18 protein-coding genes are annotated in these 20295 nt (G+C 35.9%); 12 read left to right on the top strand and 6 right to left on the bottom strand.

The genetic code is table 11. The annotated features are described in order from the left end of the window. Together ACLHG9_RS11845 and ACLHG9_RS11840 are read left to right on the top strand one after the other, a co-directional pair. Nucleotides 1–3970, top strand: a 3970-nt coding sequence (locus tag ACLHG9_RS11845) for a gliding motility-associated C-terminal domain-containing protein (protein WP_410221697.1), incomplete at its 5' end; no start/stop codon positions are given. A gap of 4 nt (nucleotides 3971–3974) precedes the next feature. Next, nucleotides 3975–4955, top strand: coding sequence for a type IX secretion system membrane protein PorP/SprF (locus tag ACLHG9_RS11840; protein WP_410221696.1), 981 nt, complete (start codon nucleotides 3975–3977; stop codon nucleotides 4953–4955). Here the strand turns inward: ACLHG9_RS11840 and ACLHG9_RS11835 are convergent, their stop codons facing one another. Then, nucleotides 4956–6335 (bottom strand): MBL fold metallo-hydrolase, encoded by a 1380-nt coding sequence (locus tag ACLHG9_RS11835; protein WP_410221695.1) that lies wholly within the window; start codon nucleotides 6333–6335, stop codon nucleotides 4956–4958. It abuts the gene before it with no gap. Nucleotides 6336–6493: 158 nt separating this feature from the next. Here ACLHG9_RS11835 and ACLHG9_RS11830 point away from each other — a divergent pair, with 158 nt between their 5' ends. The 7 genes from ACLHG9_RS11830 (at nucleotide 6494) to ACLHG9_RS11800 (ending at nucleotide 12760) form a co-directional block, all read left to right on the top strand. Then, a complete protein-coding gene (locus ACLHG9_RS11830; protein WP_410221694.1) occupies nucleotides 6494–7342 on the top strand; it encodes a hypothetical protein in 849 nt (282 codons plus the stop codon). Continuing rightward, nucleotides 7335–8279 (top strand): tRNA (adenosine(37)-N6)-dimethylallyltransferase MiaA, encoded by a 945-nt coding sequence (gene miaA, locus ACLHG9_RS11825; RefSeq protein ID WP_410221693.1) that lies wholly within the window; start codon nucleotides 7335–7337, stop codon nucleotides 8277–8279. The genes ACLHG9_RS11830 and miaA overlap by 8 nt, the downstream gene beginning before the upstream one ends. After that, nucleotides 8276–9403 (top strand): DNA adenine methylase, encoded by a 1128-nt coding sequence (locus ACLHG9_RS11820; RefSeq protein WP_410221692.1) that lies wholly within the window; start codon nucleotides 8276–8278, stop codon nucleotides 9401–9403. Before miaA ends, ACLHG9_RS11820 begins: the two co-directional genes overlap by 4 nt. A 4-nt stretch (nucleotides 9404–9407) precedes the next feature. Continuing rightward, a complete protein-coding gene (locus tag ACLHG9_RS11815) occupies nucleotides 9408–10022 on the top strand; it encodes a hypothetical protein (RefSeq protein ID WP_410221691.1) in 615 nt (204 codons plus the stop codon). Between the two features lie 192 nt (nucleotides 10023–10214). After that, entirely contained in the window at nucleotides 10215–10727 is a 513-nt protein-coding gene (locus ACLHG9_RS11810; protein ID WP_410221690.1) for a hypothetical protein, read from the top strand. A gap of 161 nt (nucleotides 10728–10888) precedes the next feature. Further along, nucleotides 10889–11413: a DUF3347 domain-containing protein gene (locus ACLHG9_RS11805; protein WP_410221689.1), complete on the top strand. Its 525-nt coding sequence runs from the start codon at nucleotides 10889–10891 to the stop codon at nucleotides 11411–11413. A gap of 72 nt (nucleotides 11414–11485) precedes the next feature. Continuing rightward, a complete protein-coding gene (locus tag ACLHG9_RS11800; protein ID WP_410221688.1) occupies nucleotides 11486–12760 on the top strand; it encodes a citrate synthase in 1275 nt (424 codons plus the stop codon). A 70-nt stretch (nucleotides 12761–12830) separates the two neighbouring features. Here ACLHG9_RS11800 and ACLHG9_RS11795 read toward each other — a convergent pair whose 3' ends face one another. From ACLHG9_RS11795 to ACLHG9_RS11775, 5 genes are all read right to left on the bottom strand, one after another. Next, entirely contained in the window at nucleotides 12831–13913 is a 1083-nt protein-coding gene (locus ACLHG9_RS11795) for a DUF3667 domain-containing protein (protein WP_410221687.1), read from the bottom strand. Nucleotides 13914–13934: 21 nt separating this feature from the next. Next, nucleotides 13935–15320: a nucleoside permease gene (locus tag ACLHG9_RS11790; protein ID WP_410221686.1), complete on the bottom strand. Its 1386-nt coding sequence runs from the start codon at nucleotides 15318–15320 to the stop codon at nucleotides 13935–13937. Nucleotides 15321–15426: 106 nt separating this feature from the next. Next, the gene (locus ACLHG9_RS11785; protein ID WP_410221685.1) at nucleotides 15427–16044 is read right to left on the bottom strand and encodes a bifunctional nuclease family protein; all 618 of its coding nucleotides are present in this window, start codon (nucleotides 16042–16044) and stop codon (nucleotides 15427–15429) included. A 61-nt stretch (nucleotides 16045–16105) separates the two neighbouring features. Further along, nucleotides 16106–17074 (bottom strand): electron transfer flavoprotein subunit alpha/FixB family protein, encoded by a 969-nt coding sequence (locus ACLHG9_RS11780; protein ID WP_410221684.1) that lies wholly within the window; start codon nucleotides 17072–17074, stop codon nucleotides 16106–16108. 68 nt (nucleotides 17075–17142) lie between these two features. Next, nucleotides 17143–17880 carry an electron transfer flavoprotein subunit beta/FixA family protein gene (locus tag ACLHG9_RS11775; protein ID WP_410221683.1) on the bottom strand — a complete coding sequence of 246 codons (738 nt, stop codon included), beginning with the start codon at nucleotides 17878–17880 and terminating at the stop codon, nucleotides 17143–17145. Between the two features lie 106 nt (nucleotides 17881–17986). Here ACLHG9_RS11775 and ACLHG9_RS11770 point away from each other — a divergent pair, with 106 nt between their 5' ends. Genes ACLHG9_RS11770 through ACLHG9_RS11760 form a run of 3 tightly spaced genes read left to right on the top strand, consistent with a single transcriptional unit; the run spans nucleotide 17987 to nucleotide 20293 of the window. Further along, nucleotides 17987–18322 carry a tetratricopeptide repeat protein gene (locus tag ACLHG9_RS11770; RefSeq protein WP_410221682.1) on the top strand — a complete coding sequence of 112 codons (336 nt, stop codon included), beginning with the start codon at nucleotides 17987–17989 and terminating at the stop codon, nucleotides 18320–18322. A 22-nt stretch (nucleotides 18323–18344) separates the two neighbouring features. Continuing rightward, complete coding sequence (chrA, locus tag ACLHG9_RS11765) at nucleotides 18345–19544, top strand: chromate efflux transporter (RefSeq protein WP_410221681.1); 1200 nt, start codon at nucleotides 18345–18347, stop codon at nucleotides 19542–19544. Nucleotides 19545–19546: 2 nt separating this feature from the next. Continuing rightward, nucleotides 19547–20293: a TIGR00730 family Rossman fold protein gene (locus ACLHG9_RS11760; RefSeq protein ID WP_410221680.1), complete on the top strand. Its 747-nt coding sequence runs from the start codon at nucleotides 19547–19549 to the stop codon at nucleotides 20291–20293. Nucleotides 20294–20295: the final 2 nt, after the last annotated feature.

Raw genomic sequence — 20295 nt, 5'->3', positions numbered from 1 at the left:
CTGTAACGGGGGTACTTCTACCGTAACCCTGGTAGCAAATGGCGGAAATGGCAGCTACCAATATACTTTCAATGGCATAACGAACACCACAGGGATATTTGCCAATGTAACAGCCGGAACCTATAACTGGAGTGTAACCGATGGCAAGAACTGTGCACCTGCAACAGGTAGTATAACCATCACTGAGCCTGCAATTATAACAGCGACTGAAAGCCATACGGTGATCGACTGTAACGGCGGAAGTTCAACGGTAACTTTAACCGCAAATGGCGGTAACGGCAGTTACAGTTATACTTTCAACGGTGTTACCAACTCTACCGGTATCTTTAATAACATCGCAGCTGGTACCTACAATTGGAGCGTAACGGATGGCAAGAACTGTGCACCTGCAACGGGCAGTGTAACGGTCACCGAACCTACCATTATAACAGCGGCCGAGAGCCATACGGTGATTGGCTGTAACGGCGGAAGTTCAACGGTGACTTTAACCGCAAGTGGCGGTAACGGCAGTTACAGTTATACTTTCAACGGTGTTACCAACTCTACCGGTATCTTCAATAACATCGCAGCCGGAACCTATAGCTGGAGCGTAACCGATGGCAGGAGCTGTGCACCTGCAACGGGCAGCGTAACGGTCACCGAGCCTACCATTATAACAGCGGCCGAGAGCCATACGGTGATTGGCTGTAACGGTGGCAGTTCAACGGTGACTTTAACTGCAAATGGCGGAAATGGCAGCTACCAATATACTTTCAATGGCATAACCAACTCTACCGGTATCTTTAATAACATCGCAGCTGGTACTTACAATTGGAGCGTAACGAATGGCAAGAACTGTGCACCTGCAACGGGCAGCGTAACGGTCACCGAGCCTGCAATTATAACAGCGGCCGAGAGCCATACGGTGATTGGCTGTAACGGCGGAAGTTCAACGGTGACTTTAACTGCAAATGGCGGAAATGGCAGCTACCAATATACTTTCAATGGCATAACCAACTCTACCGGTATCTTTAATAACATCGCAGCTGGTACTTACAATTGGAGCGTAACGGATGGCAGGAACTGTGCACCTGCAACGGGCAGCGTAACGGTCACCGAGCCTGCACTGATCACTGCGATTGAAAGCCATACGGTGATCGACTGTAACGGTGGCAGTTCAACGGTGACTTTAACTGCAAATGGCGGAAATGGCAGCTACCAATATACATTAGGTTCTCAGAGCAATACCACAGGAGTATTTACTAATGTAACAGCAGGAACTTACAGCTGGAGTGTAACTGACGGCAGGAGCTGTGCACCTGCAACGGGCAGCGTAACGGTCACCGAGCCTGCAATTATAACAGCGGCCGAGAGCCATACGGTGATCGACTGTAATGGCGGTACTTCTACAGTTACTTTGGTAGCAAGTGGCGGTAACGGCAGTTACAGTTATACTTTCAATGGCGTAACGAACTCTACGGGTATCTTTAATAACATCCCTGCTGGTACTTACAATTGGAGCGTTACCGATGGCAGGAACTGTGCACCTGCAACGGGCAGCGTAACGGTCGCTGAGCCTGCGATTATAACAGCGACCGAGAGCCATACGGTGATCGGCTGTAACGGCGGAAGTTCAACGGTGACTTTAACTGCAAATGGCGGAAATGGCAGCTACCAATATACTTTCAATGGCATAACGAACACCACAGGGATATTTGCCAATGTAACAGCCGGAACCTATAACTGGAGTGTAACCGATGGCAGGAGCTGTGCACCTGCAACAGGTAGTATAACCATCACTGAGCCTGCAATTATAACAGCGACTGAAAGCCATACTGTTATTAATTGTAATGGCGGTACTTCTACGATTACTTTGGTAGCAAATGGAGGTAATGGCAATTACCAATATACATTAGGTTCTCAGAGCAATATCACAGGAGTATTTACTAATGTAAGAGCAGGAACCTATAACTGGAGCGTAACCGATGGCAGGAGCTGTACGCCTGCAACTGGCAGCGTAACGGTCACTGAGCCTAGCATTATAACAGCGGCCGAGAGCCATACGGTAATTGACTGCAATGGCGGTACTTCTACGATTACTTTGGTAGCAAATGGAGGTAATGGCAATTACCAATATACATTAGGTTCTCAGAGCAATACCACAGGAGTATTTACTAATGTAAGAGCAGGAACATATAACTGGAGTGTAAGAGATGCTAAAGGGTGTTTATTATCGAATAAAGTAGTGGTAATTAATGAGCCTTTACCAATAAGTAATAATATAATTTCAGATAACCAGACAGTTTACGCACATGAAGTACCTTCAAAATTAACAGGTTCCTTACCAACAGGAGAAAGCAATTCTTTTGTTTACCAGTGGCAGCAATCTTTAACAGGAGATAATGGTAGCTATGTAGATATACCAGGAGCAACAGCTAAGGATTACCAACCAGGTAAACTAAAACAAACAACCTATTTTAGAAGGATAGTAAGGTCGGGAAGTTGTACAATTTCAATAAGTAATATAATTAAAATTACCGTAATTGCGAGTGCAGATATTGTAACTGTAAAAAGTACCAATCAAAGATTTTATGTTCCGGGAGAAACCGTAACCTATACAATTAAAATTAAGAATAATGGCCCTAGTGATGCAGAAAAAGTTCATGTTATAGAGAGAGTTCCTGCTCAGACAATATTAGAAAGATGGTGGGCTGTAGTACAAGGTTCTGTTAATCTACCTAGAGATAATGGCAGCATAACTTTGGATGAAATCATACCACTTTTGCCAGATGGGGCAGAAGTAACTTATACAGTGGTTTTGAGAGTTCCATTAAATTATACAGGAGTTTTGAAAAATACTGTTGACGTAAGTTCGCCAACCACTGATCCAGACCCTACTTGCGGAGCCTGTACTACGCCTGGTATTCCTACAGAACCAGAAGCAGATTTGGTTTTCTCCAAATCACTTAAAAATACTTCTCAGCAACTTTACACTCCTGGTGAAGATGTGGTCTATCTGATTAAAGTTGCCAATTATGGTCCGGGAGATGCAAGAAATGTAAGGATAGTAGATGTGCCACCTTCAGGTACAACTATAAAAAGCTGGAAGATTATCGTTCTTTCAGGTAATCCCCCATTAGCCCGTATCTCTGGAAATGGAAATATAGATGAAACCATTCCTTTGTTACCAAATGGATCTTCTATCGCAATTGAAGCCGTTCTGCAAACCCCGCCAGATCATACTCAACGTATTGTAAATATGGCTAAAGTAACCAGCCCTACACCAGATCCTAATCCAAATCCTGATGCAGAGCCTGGCTGTGCCGAGTGTGTAAAATCTCCACCATTGGATCCTTACATTACAGTAGATCTATCTATATTAAAAATAGCAGATTTGACACCGATTACAGTAGGTACAGAATTCGAATATAAACTTGAGGTAAAAAACAACAGTTTGTTTGTTGCCCATGATGTAGTTGCAACAGATGTTATTCCTAATCAGGTAACTTATATACCTGATTTGCAGGATAGACGTATAGAATATGATGATAAGACGAGAACATTAACATGGAAAATAGGAGTGCTAAATGCCGGAAATAAGGAAGTAGTTACACTTAAGGTAAGAACAGAAAGTTTAGGCTTAATTTCTAATACAGCTAGTGTAAAAGGTAGCGAGCCTGATCTTAATCTTTTAAATAACAGTTCTACTGCAATTAAGAATTCAGTAGTTCTTAAGGTTCCTAATGTGATTACACCTAATGGCGATGGTAAAAACGATGTTTTAAAAATAGTGGGGATCGAGCTATATAAGGAAAACACATTATCTATTTTTAACAGATGGGGCAATGAAGTTTATAGAAGCAAAGGCTATAAAAATGATTGGGACGGACGAGGGCTAAGCGAAGGAACTTATTATTATGTGCTTACTTATAATCTTGAAAATGGCACAAAGCAAAGCGTTACGGGTTATATTATGTTATTGAGAAATTAAAAAAATGCGTTTAAAAACATACATATTGATGATTATTTGCTGTCTTGGCCTTCGCGTATCAGGGCAACAAGATGCGCAATATAGCCAGTATGTTTTTAATTCCATCTATATCAATCCAGCTTATGCGGGCTACAAAGAGCGCTTTAATTTAAGTGCGAATTACAGAGCACAGTGGGTAGGAATTAATGGTGGACCAAGAACTATGGCTTTTGCTGTGGATGCTGTAGCTGATGATGGTAAAGTAGGTCTGGCACTACAAATAACCAATGATAAACTTGGGGCACAAAGTAATTTGTCTGTATATGCTAATTATGCATATAGAAAATTAATAGGTTATGACGAAACCACAACTTTGGCTTTAGGTTTGGGAATAGGTCTCCAGCAATCTGGTTTGTTTGGCGAAATGTTGGAAGGTACCGATCCGGGAGACAATTATATTCCTAACGGAACCATAAGAGAAATTGGACCCGACGTTAAAACAGGAGTCTTCTTATCGGCAGAGAAATGGTATTTAGGCCTATCGGCAACAAACCTTGTGGGTAAATATTTTATGGATAAAAAAGCGCCAAATTTCAATTACCCTGTACCTAAACCACATTTTTATTTTACGGGAGGTTTTGTTACACCTATTGTAGAAGATCAAATAGAATTGAAACCTTTATTTTTAATAAAAGATGATATAGGTGGCCCCACAGTATTGGACATCAACGCCTTTATCTTGTTAAATAAGAAATTATGGATTGGAGGTGGTTATCGTACAGGAATAAAGCTATATAATAAACCTAACTTAAATACTGAAATAAAAAGTAGTAATGGTTTAATAGGTATGGCCGAAATGTTTTTAGGAGAAAAATTAAGACTGGGCTATTCTTATGATTACAGTACGAGCCGCCTGAATGGTTATAGCGGCTCTACACATGAAATCTCGGTAAGCTGGTACTTCTCAACCCTAAGAGAAAGACGTATTAATTTCTGCTACTTTTAGCTACAGTACAAAACACTCTCCCCGTTTAGGAATACTCACATTGTATCCTTCATCCCTTGCACTTTTTTCAAGCGCATTTATACCACTTACATCACCATGAACAAAAAATAATCGTTTCAGAGATTTTTGATTCCTGATTACTTCCATCAGCCCGTTGTGATCTGCATGGCCGCTCAATAAATCGGTTTTTTGTATGCCGGCATATACCATCAGGTCTCTGCCCCGTAAACGAACAATAGGATCGCCTCTTAATAATCTATCGCCTAATGTACCTTTAGCGCAATAACCTATAAAAAGAATGGTACAATAGTAGTTTTGTATATTATAGTAGAGGTGATCCTGGATACGACCTCCTTCTAACATACCTGCAGAAGAAATAATTATACAGGGATCGAGGTAATTAATTGCTGAAAGGCTTTCCTTTTGTGTATATAAAAAGCTGAAATTCTCAAGATCATAATTATCCCCATTTTCTTTATAAAATTCTTTGGCCTCTTTGTTGGTTATATCAGCGTATTTCCTATAAATATCGGTAGCCAAATGAGCTAAAGGGCTATCTACAAAAACCTTTATTGGTGGGAGTAAACCCTTACTAAATATTTGGTTCAACTTAAAAATCAAAGATTGGGTTCTGCCTATACTAAAAGCCGGAATAATCAATCTGCCAGGATTTTTTATGCAAGTTTCCTTGATTACTTCAGTTAGTTTATGTTCTAAAGTCTCATCTGTACCATGCAGCCTACCTCCATAAGTGGCCTCGCATACTAAATAGTCAACTTGTGGCAAAGGTTGCGGATCATTTAAAATAGGATAATTGCTTCTGCCAATATCGCCGGTAAAAGCAATTTTTTTTTCAATCCCATCTTCAGTTATTTTTAATGAAACAGCAGCAGCTCCCAGCAAATGGCCAACAGGTATAAATGTAAGTTCAATATTATGGTTTATTTTAAAAGACTTATTGAAATTAAGTGTAACAAATCGCTCGGTAGTATCTGCAACATGTTTTTGCAAATAAAGTGGTTTTGGCGTTGATTTGTTTTTTTGCCATTTATGTTTCTTATTTTGCTTGTTGAGAAAAAGGTTCACAGAATCGAGCATTAATATTTCTGCAAGCTCAGCTGTAGGAGCTGTGCATAAAATCTGCCCCTTATAACCCATCCTTATTAATGTAGGTAGATTGCCAGAATGATCAATATGAGCATGGGTTAAAATAACTACATCAATATCTTCAGGATCAAATGGAAAATTTAAATTCTCCTCTTGATAAGTACCTTTTTCATAATCTAAACCACAGTCAATTAAAATATTATAGTTTTGGGTCTGCAGTAGATACATGCTTCCAGTAACCTGCTGCGCTGCACCCCATACGGTAAGTTTCATAGAGTTAAATTTATTAACGCCTGCCAATATAAACCTTTAGAAGCAAAAAACGCATATTTTATATAGAGATGCCTTTTAAGGTAATTTACTTAGTTAGGTAAATAGTGGTAAAATTTTACCAATTTTGATTTTTGTTATTAAATGCCTGTTGGTAAGGAATGGAGATACATCACTGGTGGATAGAAGATTTTATTACAGAAATAGGACATTGTTGTTCTAAAATAGAAGTTGAAAGAGAGTTTCCTTTTGATGTAATTGGTTTTAACGATAAGTTGTTTATTAATTTTGTTAGCCTGAATGAACAGATAACCGCGGCTCAGCTTATCGAATTACAAGATAAATACCATAAACAACAAAAAACTTTAATTCATTTATGGGAAGATGTTTGGAGTAATAAACCTGCTCAGGTTTTAAGCAGGGTTTATTCTTTTTTAAACTTAAATAAGATTATATATGCCCGTTCTGTACAAATAAAAGAAATTAAAGAGATCGGCTTGATTAAAAAGTTTTTAGATGAGAATCATTTACAGGGATATATAAAAACAGAACACAACTACGGACTTTATTATCAGGATAGATTGATTTCTGTAGCCTGTTTTGGAGCCATAAGATTGATGAAGAACAGAGGCGAAAATTATTATTCCTCAGAATTAGTACGTTTTGCCACACAAGCAGGGCATACCATTACAGGGGGACTAAGTAAATTAATCAAGTATTTTTTGGAAGAAACCAAAGTAAATGATATCATGACTTATGCAGACAGAGATTGGTCTGTAGGCAATGGCTATGAAAAATTAGGCTTTAATAAGGTACTGTACACTCTACCACTTTATATGCTTGTAGATTTAAATACCGGAAAACGTTATCTTGAGGATAAATTGCCAAAGAGTATCACATCTAAATTTTTAAGCATAAATAAAGAAGAATTAAAAGCCCAACTTTTACAAAGCGGCTTTATAAGGGTTTTTAATACAGGTAATATCAAGTATCTTTTATATAATGGCTGATCATTTACTTATTATTTTAGGACCAACGGCTTCGGGTAAAACAGCTCTTGCCACACAAATTGCATGGCAATTAAAAGGTGAGATTATCAGTGCAGATAGCAGGCAGGTGTATAGAGGTATGGATATTGGAACAGGAAAAGATATCAATGAATATGAGATCAATGGTGTTAAAATACCCCATCATTTAATTGATATTATAGATGCCGGACAAACTTATAATGTACACCTGTTTAAAGAAGATTTTTATGAAGCCTTACGTCAAATAACAAATAAGCACAAGTTGCCTATCATATGTGGAGGAACAGGTATGTATATTCATAGTTTATTGCAAAACCATGATTATACTGCAATACCGGTAAATCACCAATTAAGAGAACAGTTAGGGTCATTAAATAAAGAAGAACTTAGAAAATACCTCAAGACTTATCCAGAAGAACTATACAAGCATGTTGATTTTAGTTCTGGAAAACGTTTATTAAGAGCCATAGAAATAGCAGATTACTTGAAAAATAATAAAACTGGTTTCATTAAAAGGCCAGAACTTGATTATTTAGTAGTAGGATTGTATTCAGAGGTAGAAACCCGTAGAAAAAGAATTTTAGAACGTTTAGATTACAGGCTGCATAATGGCTTGATAGAAGAAGTACAAAATTTAATTAATGTAGGTGTAAGTAAAGAAATGCTTGTTTTTTATGGTCTTGAATATAAATTTGTTGTTGCTTATTTAGATGGAGAACTTAGTTTTGAACAACTAAAAGAACGTTTAGGTACAGCAATTTGCCAGTTTGCCAAAAGACAAATGACATTTTTTAGAAAAATGGAGAAGGACGGAGTTAAAATTAATTGGATTAATACAAACAGTAGCAATATAAAAGAACAGGTAACAGAACTTGTTAGAAATCATTTTAACACATCATACTTACAAGAGCAAAAATGAGGAATAAAGTAAAGCCCATTATCAAATGGACAGGAGGAAAATACAATGAATTTGCTTTATTTGAAAAATATATTCCTGATTTTAAAAGATACATAGAACCATTTTTTGGAGGAGGAGGGGTGTTTTTTGCCCTACAGCCTAAAACTCCTGTTTTAATTAACGATAAAAGTACAGACCTGATTTCTTTCTATAGGAACATTGGGAGTGAGCAATTTAAAAATGCTGTCTATAAATATGCAGATGCATGGGATGAAATTACAGCCATAATACAAGAATTTTGGCTTGTACACCAGACCTATTTTTCTGGCTGTATTTTTTCTGATAAGGAACTTCCCCTGTTTTCTGAAAGGATAATGAATGATTTGTTTACTCAATTTAAACAAACAACAACATTAAGAGCTGCTGAGTTCATTATTGATGAAGAACTTTTTATAAAATATATTGTTAATAGCATAACCGACAAAGCGAGACGGATTAAACGGATTGTAAAAAAGGAGGATAGAATTTTTACTTCCTTAGAATTAAAAGATCATTTCGAAACAGGTGTTAAAAGTGGTTTTTATCTGTTTTTCAGAAATTTACTTAATCAGAAATATAACGGAAAAATTCAGCTCACAGATGAAAAAGCAGTTGCGAACTGGTTTTTTGTACGAGAGTTCTGTTATGGCTCTATGTTTAGGTATAATAGTAAAGGTAATTTTAACATACCGTATGGAGGTATCGCATATAACCGCAAAAATTTCAGGCAGAAAGCAGATCGTCTTTTCTCTAACGAAATTGAAACACTTTTCAGAACAGTGCAGGTGCACAACCTCGATTTTGAAGCATTTTTAAAAAAAATCAAGCTGAAAGAATCTGATTTTATATTCTTGGATCCACCTTATGATAGTGAGTTTTCTGAATATGACCAAAATTCTTTTACTCAAAAAGATCAGCTACGATTGGCAGATTTTTTGAAGCATACCAAAGCCAAATGGATGCTGGTTATTAAAGAAACTGCATTTATCAGAAAGATCTATACACATCCTGAAATAAAAATTGTAACTTTTAATAAAAATTACACCTATAACGTGCGTGGACGCAATGACCGGGCTGTAATTCACCTCATTATAACCAATTATTAAATGTATGAAAAATGTTTCGCAGCATAATCCTTTTATATTTAACTGCGAAACCTGCTGTACTAAATGTGAGGGCACCAGTAAAAATGCTTACATTTTTGATGAAGATGCTGAATTCTCATCTCTTTATGAACAGAAATTAATCAATTATATTAATCAAAATACGAACTTCAAAGCAGAAAAAACTACTGACAAAAGTTATCCCGATGTACGGGTCCTTTCTCAGAATAAGGTGGTTTTTTATATCGAAGTAAAAGTTCAGCGTCGTACATTTATGGCTGTACAAAAATATCTGCCGCAAAGTAATCTTAAACCGTCTGAAACAATTGCCCTAAACGAAAGTGACCTGTTGAGATATTTTGAAATAGGTGAAAAAATAAAGGAACCGATCTTTTTATTTTGGGTTCTGTTAAGCAGACCATGTGTACTTAAAGAGCGTGAAGAGAAATACTATTACCGTTTGGTTTCAGAATTAAAACCTATCTGGGAAAAAGAAAGGGACAAGAGAAAGTTTAAAAGAAAAAGTGGAGAAGGCGACGAAGTTAATGGCAAACATTTGGGCGTAACCGTTAATTACCATTTCAGTTTAAACGAATTAAAAAACTGGCAGAAAGTACTTTAGAAAGTAAGATTGTTTACTTTGATATACATTTCTATAAAAAATATACACTCTTTATGGTGCTTTTTTGTATTTAATTATTTGTTTTTCAGTGTTTTATGTTTTACTTTGTATAGTGTGGCATATAGTTTGGGTAATGATATACGTAATCAATTAAGTTAAACTAATAAATCAATTAACGAAATAATAAAAACTATGAAAAGAAACCCAAAAATTATAGTTGTGGCAGTAGCTGCCCTGGCTATGTTATTTACTTTTTCAAATATCGCGCATGCACAGACAACAGGTTCTAAATTAGGTATAGGCTTAAATCTGGGAGCACCCACAGATGATGCGTATAGTTTTGCTATAGGTGGAGACTTACGTTACCAGTTAGATGTAGATAAACAACTTTCTGTTCCAATTACTGCTGGATATACTAATTTTTCTATAAAAGATAAATTTGGAGGTGGAAGTATAGGTTTTATCCCTGTAAAGGCAGGTTTAAAATACTTTTTTAACCCTTCAGGAGCAGGTGCTTATGGTTTGGCAGAAGTAGGAGCTGGTTTTGGTACCAGCGATGGTATGGGAACAGCTTTTGTATTTTCACCTGCTATTGGATATGCATGGAGTAGTGGTGTTGATTTAGCTGCTAAATACGAAGGCTATTCTAAAAACGGAACTGCAGGTTACGTAGGCTTACGCTTAGCATACGGTTTTAAATTGTAAAATGAACGTTAAAATATAATTGCAATATAATTTTATTAGGGCCCCGATAATTTATCGGGGCTTTTTCTATTATTTTAGAAATATAAATGTTATTTTGAGCAGGTTTAAAAACAAGCAATAAAATTTGCTTCTTAACCTCTGAAACACCAATTTAAAACCGCATGATATCTATAAAAAAATATATGAGTGTTATTGCATTAGCAGCCTTCATAACGGCCTGTAATAATACCAAGAGCAACACTCATACAGAGAAAGAAACGGTTCAACAGACAACTGTAGCCTTTAAGGATGAAAAGCTGAAAAATATATATACAGCTTATCTTAAATTAAAAGATAATCTTGTAAAAAGTAATGCAGAAGATGCAAAAAAGGCTGCACTTGCATTATCAGGAGAACTAACAAACTTTAACGGATGTGAGAACGCAGCGCAAATCGCAGCTTTGATAAGCAATTCTATAGACCTAAAAGAACAACGAAACCAGTTTACAGCGTTAAACATTGAACTTATCCCAATGTTTAAACATACAGAATTGATAGCAGGTACTATTTATGTACAGCATTGTCCGATGGCAAATAAAGGAGACGGGGGAGATTGGTTGTCATCAGAGAAAAAAATACAAAATCCTTATTACGGAGATGAAATGCTTGAGTGTGGTGCTGTAACAGAAGAGATAAAGACAAAATAACATTAACTTAATAAAGCGTTATTACCTTAAGTATTTAGAACGAATTATAATAACACATAAAATAAACAATATATGTCAGCTAACGCAGAAATTAAAATAGATGGCAAGAGTTATGAATTTCCGATTATAACCGGAACCGAGAATGAAAAGGCCATTGATATTTCAAAATTACGAGACCTTACAGGTCATATCACACTAGATCCAGGATATAAGAACACAGGTTCTACTAAAAGTGCTATAACTTTTTTAGATGGGGAAGAGGGTGTTTTAAAATACAGGGGATATCCTATTGAAGAACTGGCTGAAAAAGCTTCATTTTTAGAGGTAGCTTATCTTTTAATATATGGTGTATTACCAAGTACCCAGGAATTAGAAAACTTTCAGAATACAATTAGTAAGCATACGCTGATACATGAGGATATGAAGAAATTTTTTGATGGATTCCCATCAAAATCACATCCTATGGCACAATTAGGCTCATTGGTTTTTTCTTTAGCTACTTTTTATCCTGAAAGCTTTAAACAAAACCAAACTTACGAAGAGCTGAATCTGACCATTATTAAATTATTGGCTAAGCTGCCTACTATTGTAGCTTTTATCTATAAAAAATCTTTAGGTCACCCACTTATCTATCCAAAGAATAAATACGATTACGTAACCAATTATTTATGGATGACTTTTGGTCAACGTACAGAAGATTATGAAGTAAATCCTAAGATTGTAAGTGCAATGAATAAGCTTTTGATCCTGCATGCAGATCATGAGCAGAATTGTTCTACATCCACCGTGCGTATGGTGGGCTCTTCAGATTGTAATTTGTATGCTTCTGTTTCGGCGGGTATAGCTGCTTTATGGGGGCCTTTACATGGCGGAGCAAATCAGGCTGTAATTGAAATGCTTGAGCGTATTAAAGAGGATGGTGGAGATACTGATAAATGGATTGCTAAAGCTAAAGATAAGAATGATCCTTTCCGTATGATGGGGTTTGGACACAGAGTTTACAAAAACTTTGATCCAAGAGCAAAAATCATTAAAAAAGCTTGCGATGATATCTTAGAAAGTTTAGGTATTAATGATCCGGTACTGGCAATTGCAAAACGTTTGGAAGAAGCAGCATTGACCGATCCGTATTTCATTGAAAGAAAATTATACCCTAACGTAGATTTCTATTCAGGCATCATTTACCGTGCATTAGGTTTCCCTTCAGAGTTCTTTACCGTATTATTTGCATTAGGCCGTTTACCTGGATGGATTGCGCAATGGAAAGAAATGAAAGAGAATAAAGAACCTATTGGACGTCCGCGTCAGGTTTATACTGGTGAAGTAAACAAAACAATGAACAAATAAGCTTAAATCAAATTCAAATAAAGTAAAAATCCGGTAATGATCATTACCGGATTTTTTTGTACCTATTATATTAAACCAGAATAAAACTTATTCCAATCAGCAATATAGCACAAAATGAAAATAAGATATTGTATAATAAGAATAGTAAAAACAATCTGAGGATAGTTGTCCATCTTTTACCTCCATAAAATACCCGTAATGATTTGTAAATGTACCATGTCATATAGATCATACAGGCAAAAATAAGCCAGTTACTCATATTGAATAAGAAACCCGTTGCCCATGTTAATAACATACAGATAAGTACAGATAAAAATAGGGCAGAATGTACATGAAACGAGTAAATCAGATGCTCGTAATAATATTTTTTCTTATTGATATAGACCAGTTTAAGAATTAAAGCAAAAAGAGGCAAAAGCACAAACATCATTTTAGGCACATTATGCAAGATGCTCTTTTTAAATTCTTTGCTGGGATCTTCGTATTGATTAAATTCTATATTTTTCTTTTTGAAATAATTTTTCAGGAAACCATCTCTTTGCTCTTTGGGCAATGCCTTCTGATTTTTTTCGTATTCCTCAACGGTTTCTTCTTTAGATTTTACTTTATTTAAGAAGCTATGCTCATTAATTTTTTTATTGAAATCTACTTTGGTACTACCCTTGGTTTTAATATCATTTTCAGCCTGTCTGATTATACTGTCCTTAACCGTTTTTTCTATAGGTATATATCTGAGTACTTCTTTAAGTTCTGAAACATCATCAAAAGACGCTGTATCTGTAGATTTTTCGGTTTTTGCGACAGTATTATTTTCAGTAACCTTATTTTTTTTATCAGCTTTTTCTCCACCTAAAATAAAAATGAAGAAAACAATACTGATAAAAATGTAGATTTTTACAGGATGTAGATAAGACATCCGTTTACCTGCAACATATTCTTTAGTAAGAAATCCGGGTTTTAAAAGAAGAGGTTTTAATGTTCCAAAAAACTTATGCTCAAAATGAAAATAATCTGCTATAGTATGCGATAGCATATGCCATGCATCTTCTTTTAGCTCTATATTTTCCTGCCCACAATGAGGGCAGTATCGATCTTCAACTATATATCCACAGTTTAAGCAGTCTTTTTCTTTTCTAAGATTATTTGATGACATGAATAAAAACTTCGCAAAAAATTAATGTGATATTCTTTCAATAGCTTCTTCCTCTGCACGGGTATGTTTATGTTTAAACATTAATGCAAATAAAACAGTAATAGCCAAAGCATAAACTGTAAACGAAAGCCAGATATGGTGCCAGTCTTTCATCATTAAAACCTTACTAAAGGTACCATCATTCATTAAAGTAACGCCTTGTTCTTTTATAAAATCAAGTAAATGTGAGTTTGAAGAAGAACTATCTACAAAAGTTGCCAGTTCATTTACATTACTAAACGATTTGGTAAAATACTTATCAATCATCCATCCTGAAACTAAACTTCCAAAAACAGCTCCAAAACCATTGGTCATCATCATGAAAAGACCCTGTGCAGAAGAGCGGTTTTTCTGTGTAGTAGAAGTTTCTACGAACAACGAACCCGATATATTGAAAAAATCGAAGGCCATGCCATAAACGATACATGATAAAATGATCATCCATAGATTTCTTGCAGGATCTCCATAAGCGAATAAGCCAAAACGGAATACCCAAGCCATCATGGCAATAATCATTACCCTTTTAATACCAAAACGTTTTAAGAAGAACGGAATAGCAAGAATAAACAGTGTTTCTGATATTTGAGAAATAGACATGATAATGGTAGAGTATTTTACCACAAATGAGTTCGCATATTTGGGAAAATGCTTAAACTCATCTAAAAACACATCACCATAAGCATTGGTCAGTTGTAAAGCTCCTCCTAAAAACATAGAAAATATAAAGAAAAGAGCCATTTTGTAATTGGCAAACAGCTTGAATGCACCTAAGCCTAAGGTTTCACTTAATGAAGCTTTTTCTGAAATCAGTTTAGCAGGTCTACATTTAGGTAGTGTTAGTGCATAAATACCTAAAAATAAAGCGCCTGCTCCGGCAATATAAAACTGGGCCGCTAAAGCTTTACTTCCGCTCAGATTAGTTACCCACATGGCAACGATAAAACCTACTGTTCCCCATACACGTATAGGAGGAAAGTCTTTAACTACATCTAAATTGTTGGATTTTAAAGTAGTGTAAGAGATAGAATTAGCTAATGATATGGTTGGCATATAAAAACACATGGCCAGTAGCATTATGCCAAAAAAATCATTGGGATTTTGAACTTGAGGTATATAAAAAAGTACAGCCGCATATAAAATATGCATTAAAGCATATAAACGTTCGGCATTGATCCACTTATCAGCTATGATACCTGTTAAAGTAGGCATAAATAAAGAAGCAAAGCCCATTGTGGCAAATATTTTTCCAAACTGGGTACCATCCCATTGCTTAGTTCCAAACCAATAGTTTGCAATTGTTAATAACCATGCACCCCAAACAAAGAATTGCATGAAATTCATTACGGTTAAGCGAAACTTAACATTCATATAGGTTAAATTTTGTTTAGTTTAAATTTAAGGATTTGAAGATAGGATTTATTTGAAAAAAAATAGCAATTTCAACAAGAAAAGCAGTTAAACAAAAAAATGCAGGTTATTTGCCTGCATTTCGCTTGTTAATTTCATCTCTTATTTTAGCTGCTTTTTCATAAGCTTCTTCAGCTAAAGCTTCTTCAAGCTTTTGTTTCAATTCATCCAAACTGTAAGACTGGTAACCAAAATCAGAAGGAGGATTAGTGATATTTTGTGTATCAGAGTCTTTGTTAACACCTTCTATATTTTCAAGGAAAAGAAAATCGTTACCTTCAATTAAAATTCCCGCCGAAGCCAAAATAAATTCATAAGTATAAATTGCTGCATTAAATCTTACTGCTATAGCAATAGCATCAGATGTTCTTGCATCAATCTCTATGGTTTGATGATCGTTAGTGCAGATCAACTTTGCATAGAAAACACCATCAACTAAATTATAAATTAAAACTTCGTTAATTTTTATTTCAAAAGCATTTGCCAGAGATTTAAATAAATCATGAGTTAAAGGTCTGGTAGGGGTCATTTTCTCAATTTCAATGGCAATGGCCTGAGCTTCAAAAGCACCAATTACAATTGGTAATCTTCTGCGGCCATTAACTTCACCCAAAACCAAAGCATAAGCTCCTGACTGAGTCTGACTATATGATAAACCTACAATATCAAGTTTTACTTTTTTCATATCAAAGATGAAGTCTTTTGGGTTTATCAGCCCAAAAGACTATATACATAATGTTGTAAAACTAGGCCTTGTAAGCTTTTAATGCTTCGATAACTTTAGGCACTACTTCAAATGCATCTCCCACAATTCCATAGTCGGCAACTTTAAAGAAAGGCGCTTCAGGGTCTTTATTAATTACAACAATAACTTTAGAAGAGCTTACACCTGCTAAGTGTTGGATTGCACCTGAAATACCAATAGCAATATACAGGTTAGGACTAATAGCGATACCTGTCTGCCCAACGTGCTCAGAGTGAGGTCTCCAGTCTGCATCAGAAACCGGTTTTGAACATGCTGTAGCCGCACCAAGCAAATCAGCTAATTCTTCAACCATTCCCCAGTTTTCAGGGCCTTTTAAACCTCTACCGCCAGAAACTACAATCTCTGCATCAGGAAGTGAAACTTTATTGGTTGCTCTTACAATTTCTTTAACAATAGTGCTCAAATCGGTAGCTTTTACTTCTGGTGTAAATGCTTCTACAGAAATACTTACAGGGTTTTCTTTAACACCAAAAGCGTTTGGGTTTAAAGCAATAACCTTATTAGCCGAAGTAAGCGTCGTAATAGCGAAAGCTTTACCTGAAAATGCAGTTTTCTTTACAGAAAAACCTCCTTCAGCTGTTGGAAGTTCAACAGCACCATCAATTAAACCTGCTTTTAGTTTTACAGCTATGCGTGGCGCAAGACCTTTGCCCGAAAATGAATTAGACAAAACTACAATATCTGCATTTTCTTTTTTCGCCGCTTCAGCAATAACAGCCGCATAAGCCTGGTTAACAAATTGTTTAAGCTGATCTGTATTTACATTTAATACTTTTGAAGCACCATATTTTCCCAGTTCATTTAGCTCGCTCTCGGCCACATTGCCAATAGATATAGCTGTTAAATTGGTATTTTGATTATCTGCGATGGCTTTTGCGTAAGAAACAGCCTCATATACTGATTTCTTAAATTTTCCATCAACCTGTTCTACATATACTAATACTGACATTTTTACCTCCAATCTCCAATAAAGGAGACATTTGTTTTAAAATTATGTTTTCCTTAATTGAGATTTAATTATATAACTTTTGCTTCGGTATGCAATAAATTAATCAATTCACCGGCATTATCGGCAGGAATTAATTTTACCGAACCGCGAGGGGCAGGAGTTTCAAATTTTGAAATCTTACTTAATTCATCGATTTGTTCTGCTTCAATAACCTGTAAAGGTTTGGTTCTTGCAGACATAATACCTCTCATATTAGGGATTTTTGGTTCGGCTGTACCTTCTGCACAACTGGCCACAAATTTACCTGTAACCGTTACCACTTCTTTTCCACCTTCAATTTCGCGTTCAATAGTAGCACTGTTACCATCAATATCTAATTTCTTTATAATTGAGATAGAAGGGATATCCATAAATTCTCCGATCATAGCAGCTACCTGAGAACCATTATAGTCGATAGATTCTCTGCCACATAATATCATATCGTAATCATGTGCTTTGGCGTATTGCGCAATCTGATAGGCTACAAAATAAGCATCCCTTGGCACGGCATTTACCCTTACAGCGTCATCAGCACCAATAGCCAATGCTTTTCTTATGGTAGGTTCAGTAGTACTTTCGCCTACATTGATTACCGTTACAGTGCCTTTACCACCTTCACATAATTCAATAGCTCTTGATAAAGCTATTTCATCATAAGGATTAACAATGTATTGTACGCCTGCAGTATTGAATTGGATATTATCGGATGTAAAAGTTATTTTTGTGGTTGTATCCGGAACGTTACTAATACACACTAAAATTTTCATATGTTTACATTTGTTAAAGGTAATGAGTAAGGCTTCTTTTAGCATAAAGAAGCGTTTCCCGTAAATTGTCTTTTTGCAAATTTAATTAAAAAAGCAGTGATTTAAAATGCAAAACAACCGATTAGAGAAGTTATTCGAATTTTTATCAACAGATCCCAACGATAGTTTTATCCTGTATGCAATTGCAACGGAATATAATGCAATTAACGATGATGAGAATGCCCTAAAATATTATTTACAATTGACAGAAAAACACCCGGCATATGTGGGTACTTATTACCATTTAGGGAAATTGTACGAAAAGCTTAACTTTAAAGATAAAGCCATAGAAATTTACCAAAAAGGAATGCAGGCGGCCAGAGAGAAGAAAGATATGCACGCATTGTCAGAATTACAGGGAGCTTACAATAGTGCAGCAGGTCTGGATTATGAAGATGACTAATCTTTAATTTATTTTAACCTTAATGGGAAATAAGCGGTTATTGTTTTTAAGAAATGTTCTATTATTTACCTTTACTTCATTTGGTGGGGCGCAGGCTCATATCGCATTATTATTAAGGTATTTCGTTACGAATGTAAAATTCATTAATGAAGACGAACTTCTTGAACTAAACGCTTTATCACAGGTTTTACCCGGACCAGCATCTACACAAACTTTAGTAGGTATAGCTTACAAGGTAGGTGGTTTAAGCTTGGCTATTCTTACCTTTTTAATATGGATACTTCCTTCAGCAGCTATCATGACCTTTGTAGGCATTAGCTATTCAATGTTAGATCAGAAGCGGAAATTTATTGATATTCTTGAATATGTGCATCCAATAGCTTTAGGAATTGTAGCTTATGGTGCGTATCAATTAGGTAAAAAAGTACTTACAGACCAGGTTACTTTCTTTCTGGCATTTGGAGCGTTAGTGAGTACATTGATTTTAAGAGAAGCTTACGTATTTCCCTTAGCTATCTTAATAGGCGGAATGATTTCTTCGGCCATTGCCACGCCTCAAGAAGAAACTCAGGTAAGGGTTAAATTATTTTCAAATATAAACCCTAAAAAACTGGGCTATTTTGTGAGCGTTTTGCTCATAATGGCTATATTGGGGGGAATCATTAACAGAACATCTCCTTTTAGTCTGCCCATTAGGCTGTTTGAGAACTTTTACCGTAACGGTATCTTTATTTTTGGCGGCGGACAAGTGTTGGTTCCTATGTTATACACCGAGTTTGTGCAAATGAAGCATTATGTTTCACAAACAGACTTTCTTTCAGGTTTTGCTTTTCAGCAGGTGTTACCAGGACCTACATTTTCTTTTACCAGTTATGTGGGCACTTTAAGTATGAAACATGGGGGCTATGGCTTTAATGGGCAATTGATAGGTGGTTTACTGGCAGTATTGGGCATAAACCTGCCTGGTTTAATCCTGGTATTATTTATTGTTCCGTTCTGGGATGACCTTAAGAAGATAGCCAGTATTAAATATTCATTATCAGGTGTAAATGCGGTTACCGTGGGTTTCATTGCAGCAGCTTTTATCATGTTAGCTATTCCAATGAAAACCAATGTGCTTTTCATTGCGATAATGTTTTGTTCTTTCATGTTGTTAAATTTTACTAAGATTAATCCTACCATTTTGGTACTGGTAGGTATAATTATGGGGTATTTAATTTAGTTATGAATAAATTTTTAAGAGAAGAAGCCAATTTTTTAAAGGGTGCACGAGCCCGTATAAAAGAAGTTAAATATGTATTTGGTGTATTGTATCAATTTTATAAAGGTTTTAGAACACTACATTTTGTTGGACCCTGTGTAACCGTATTTGGATCTGCACGTTTTAAAGAAGGACATCCATACTATGAAATGGCCAGAAAAGTATCTTCAGAAATCGCAAAACAGGGTTTTGCAATTATGACAGGAGGAGGCCCAGGGGTAATGGAAGCCGCCAATAGGGGAGCTAAAGAGGCTAATGGCTTGTCTTTAGGATGCAATATTGTGTTGCCACATGAGCAACATGAAAATCCCTACTTGGATAAATCTGTAACAATAGATTATTTCTTTGTAAGAAAAGAGCTTTTACGAAAATACTCTTATGCTTTTGTAGTATTGCCGGGTGGTTTCGGAACGCTTGATGAATTTTTTGAGACACTTACTCTAATACAAACAGGTAAAGTAGAAAAGTTTCCTGTAATTATTATGGGAGTTGAGTTTCATAAGCATATTTACGAACATGTGCAGAGAATGATAGAAGAAAAAACCATAAGCTTAGCTGATATGGATCTTTTATTGTTTACAGATGATATAGAGGAAGTTGTGTCACATATCAAGAAATATAAACACAGCGCTCCTGAAAAAATCAGAGAACCAAGAAAAGCTTGGTGGATATTTGGCGAACAAAAGCCTAAAAAAGCTGAGACTTTATAATC

The organism is Pedobacter sp., assembly GCF_046462515.1.
Lineage (GTDB): Bacteria > Bacteroidota > Bacteroidia > Sphingobacteriales > Sphingobacteriaceae > Pedobacter.
The sequence above is the reverse complement of the archived record's forward strand: the minus strand, read 5'-3'. Positions and strand labels throughout refer to the sequence as shown.

What these genes read in the sequence shown, in the direction of transcription:
- ACLHG9_RS11840 (WP_410221696.1), top strand. Translation starts at nt 3,975, where the DNA reads ATGCGTTTAAAAACATACATATTGATGATTATTTGCTGTCTTGGCCTT.
- ACLHG9_RS11835 (WP_410221695.1), bottom strand. Translation starts at nt 6,335, where the DNA reads ATGAAACTTACCGTATGGGGTGCAGCGCAGCAGGTTACTGGAAGCATG.
- ACLHG9_RS11830 (WP_410221694.1), top strand. Translation starts at nt 6,494, where the DNA reads ATGGAGATACATCACTGGTGGATAGAAGATTTTATTACAGAAATAGGA.
- miaA (WP_410221693.1), top strand. Translation starts at nt 7,335, where the DNA reads ATGGCTGATCATTTACTTATTATTTTAGGACCAACGGCTTCGGGTAAA.
- ACLHG9_RS11820 (WP_410221692.1), top strand. Translation starts at nt 8,276, where the DNA reads ATGAGGAATAAAGTAAAGCCCATTATCAAATGGACAGGAGGAAAATAC.
- ACLHG9_RS11815 (WP_410221691.1), top strand. Translation starts at nt 9,408, where the DNA reads ATGAAAAATGTTTCGCAGCATAATCCTTTTATATTTAACTGCGAAACC.
- ACLHG9_RS11810 (WP_410221690.1), top strand. Translation starts at nt 10,215, where the DNA reads ATGAAAAGAAACCCAAAAATTATAGTTGTGGCAGTAGCTGCCCTGGCT.
- ACLHG9_RS11805 (WP_410221689.1), top strand. Translation starts at nt 10,889, where the DNA reads ATGATATCTATAAAAAAATATATGAGTGTTATTGCATTAGCAGCCTTC.
- ACLHG9_RS11800 (WP_410221688.1), top strand. Translation starts at nt 11,486, where the DNA reads ATGTCAGCTAACGCAGAAATTAAAATAGATGGCAAGAGTTATGAATTT.
- ACLHG9_RS11795 (WP_410221687.1), bottom strand. Translation starts at nt 13,913, where the DNA reads ATGTCATCAAATAATCTTAGAAAAGAAAAAGACTGCTTAAACTGTGGA.
- ACLHG9_RS11790 (WP_410221686.1), bottom strand. Translation starts at nt 15,320, where the DNA reads ATGAATGTTAAGTTTCGCTTAACCGTAATGAATTTCATGCAATTCTTT.
- ACLHG9_RS11785 (WP_410221685.1), bottom strand. Translation starts at nt 16,044, where the DNA reads ATGAAAAAAGTAAAACTTGATATTGTAGGTTTATCATATAGTCAGACT.
- ACLHG9_RS11780 (WP_410221684.1), bottom strand. Translation starts at nt 17,074, where the DNA reads ATGTCAGTATTAGTATATGTAGAACAGGTTGATGGAAAATTTAAGAAA.
- ACLHG9_RS11775 (WP_410221683.1), bottom strand. Translation starts at nt 17,880, where the DNA reads ATGAAAATTTTAGTGTGTATTAGTAACGTTCCGGATACAACCACAAAA.
- ACLHG9_RS11770 (WP_410221682.1), top strand. Translation starts at nt 17,987, where the DNA reads ATGCAAAACAACCGATTAGAGAAGTTATTCGAATTTTTATCAACAGAT.
- chrA (WP_410221681.1), top strand. Translation starts at nt 18,345, where the DNA reads ATGGGAAATAAGCGGTTATTGTTTTTAAGAAATGTTCTATTATTTACC.
- ACLHG9_RS11760 (WP_410221680.1), top strand. Translation starts at nt 19,547, where the DNA reads ATGAATAAATTTTTAAGAGAAGAAGCCAATTTTTTAAAGGGTGCACGA.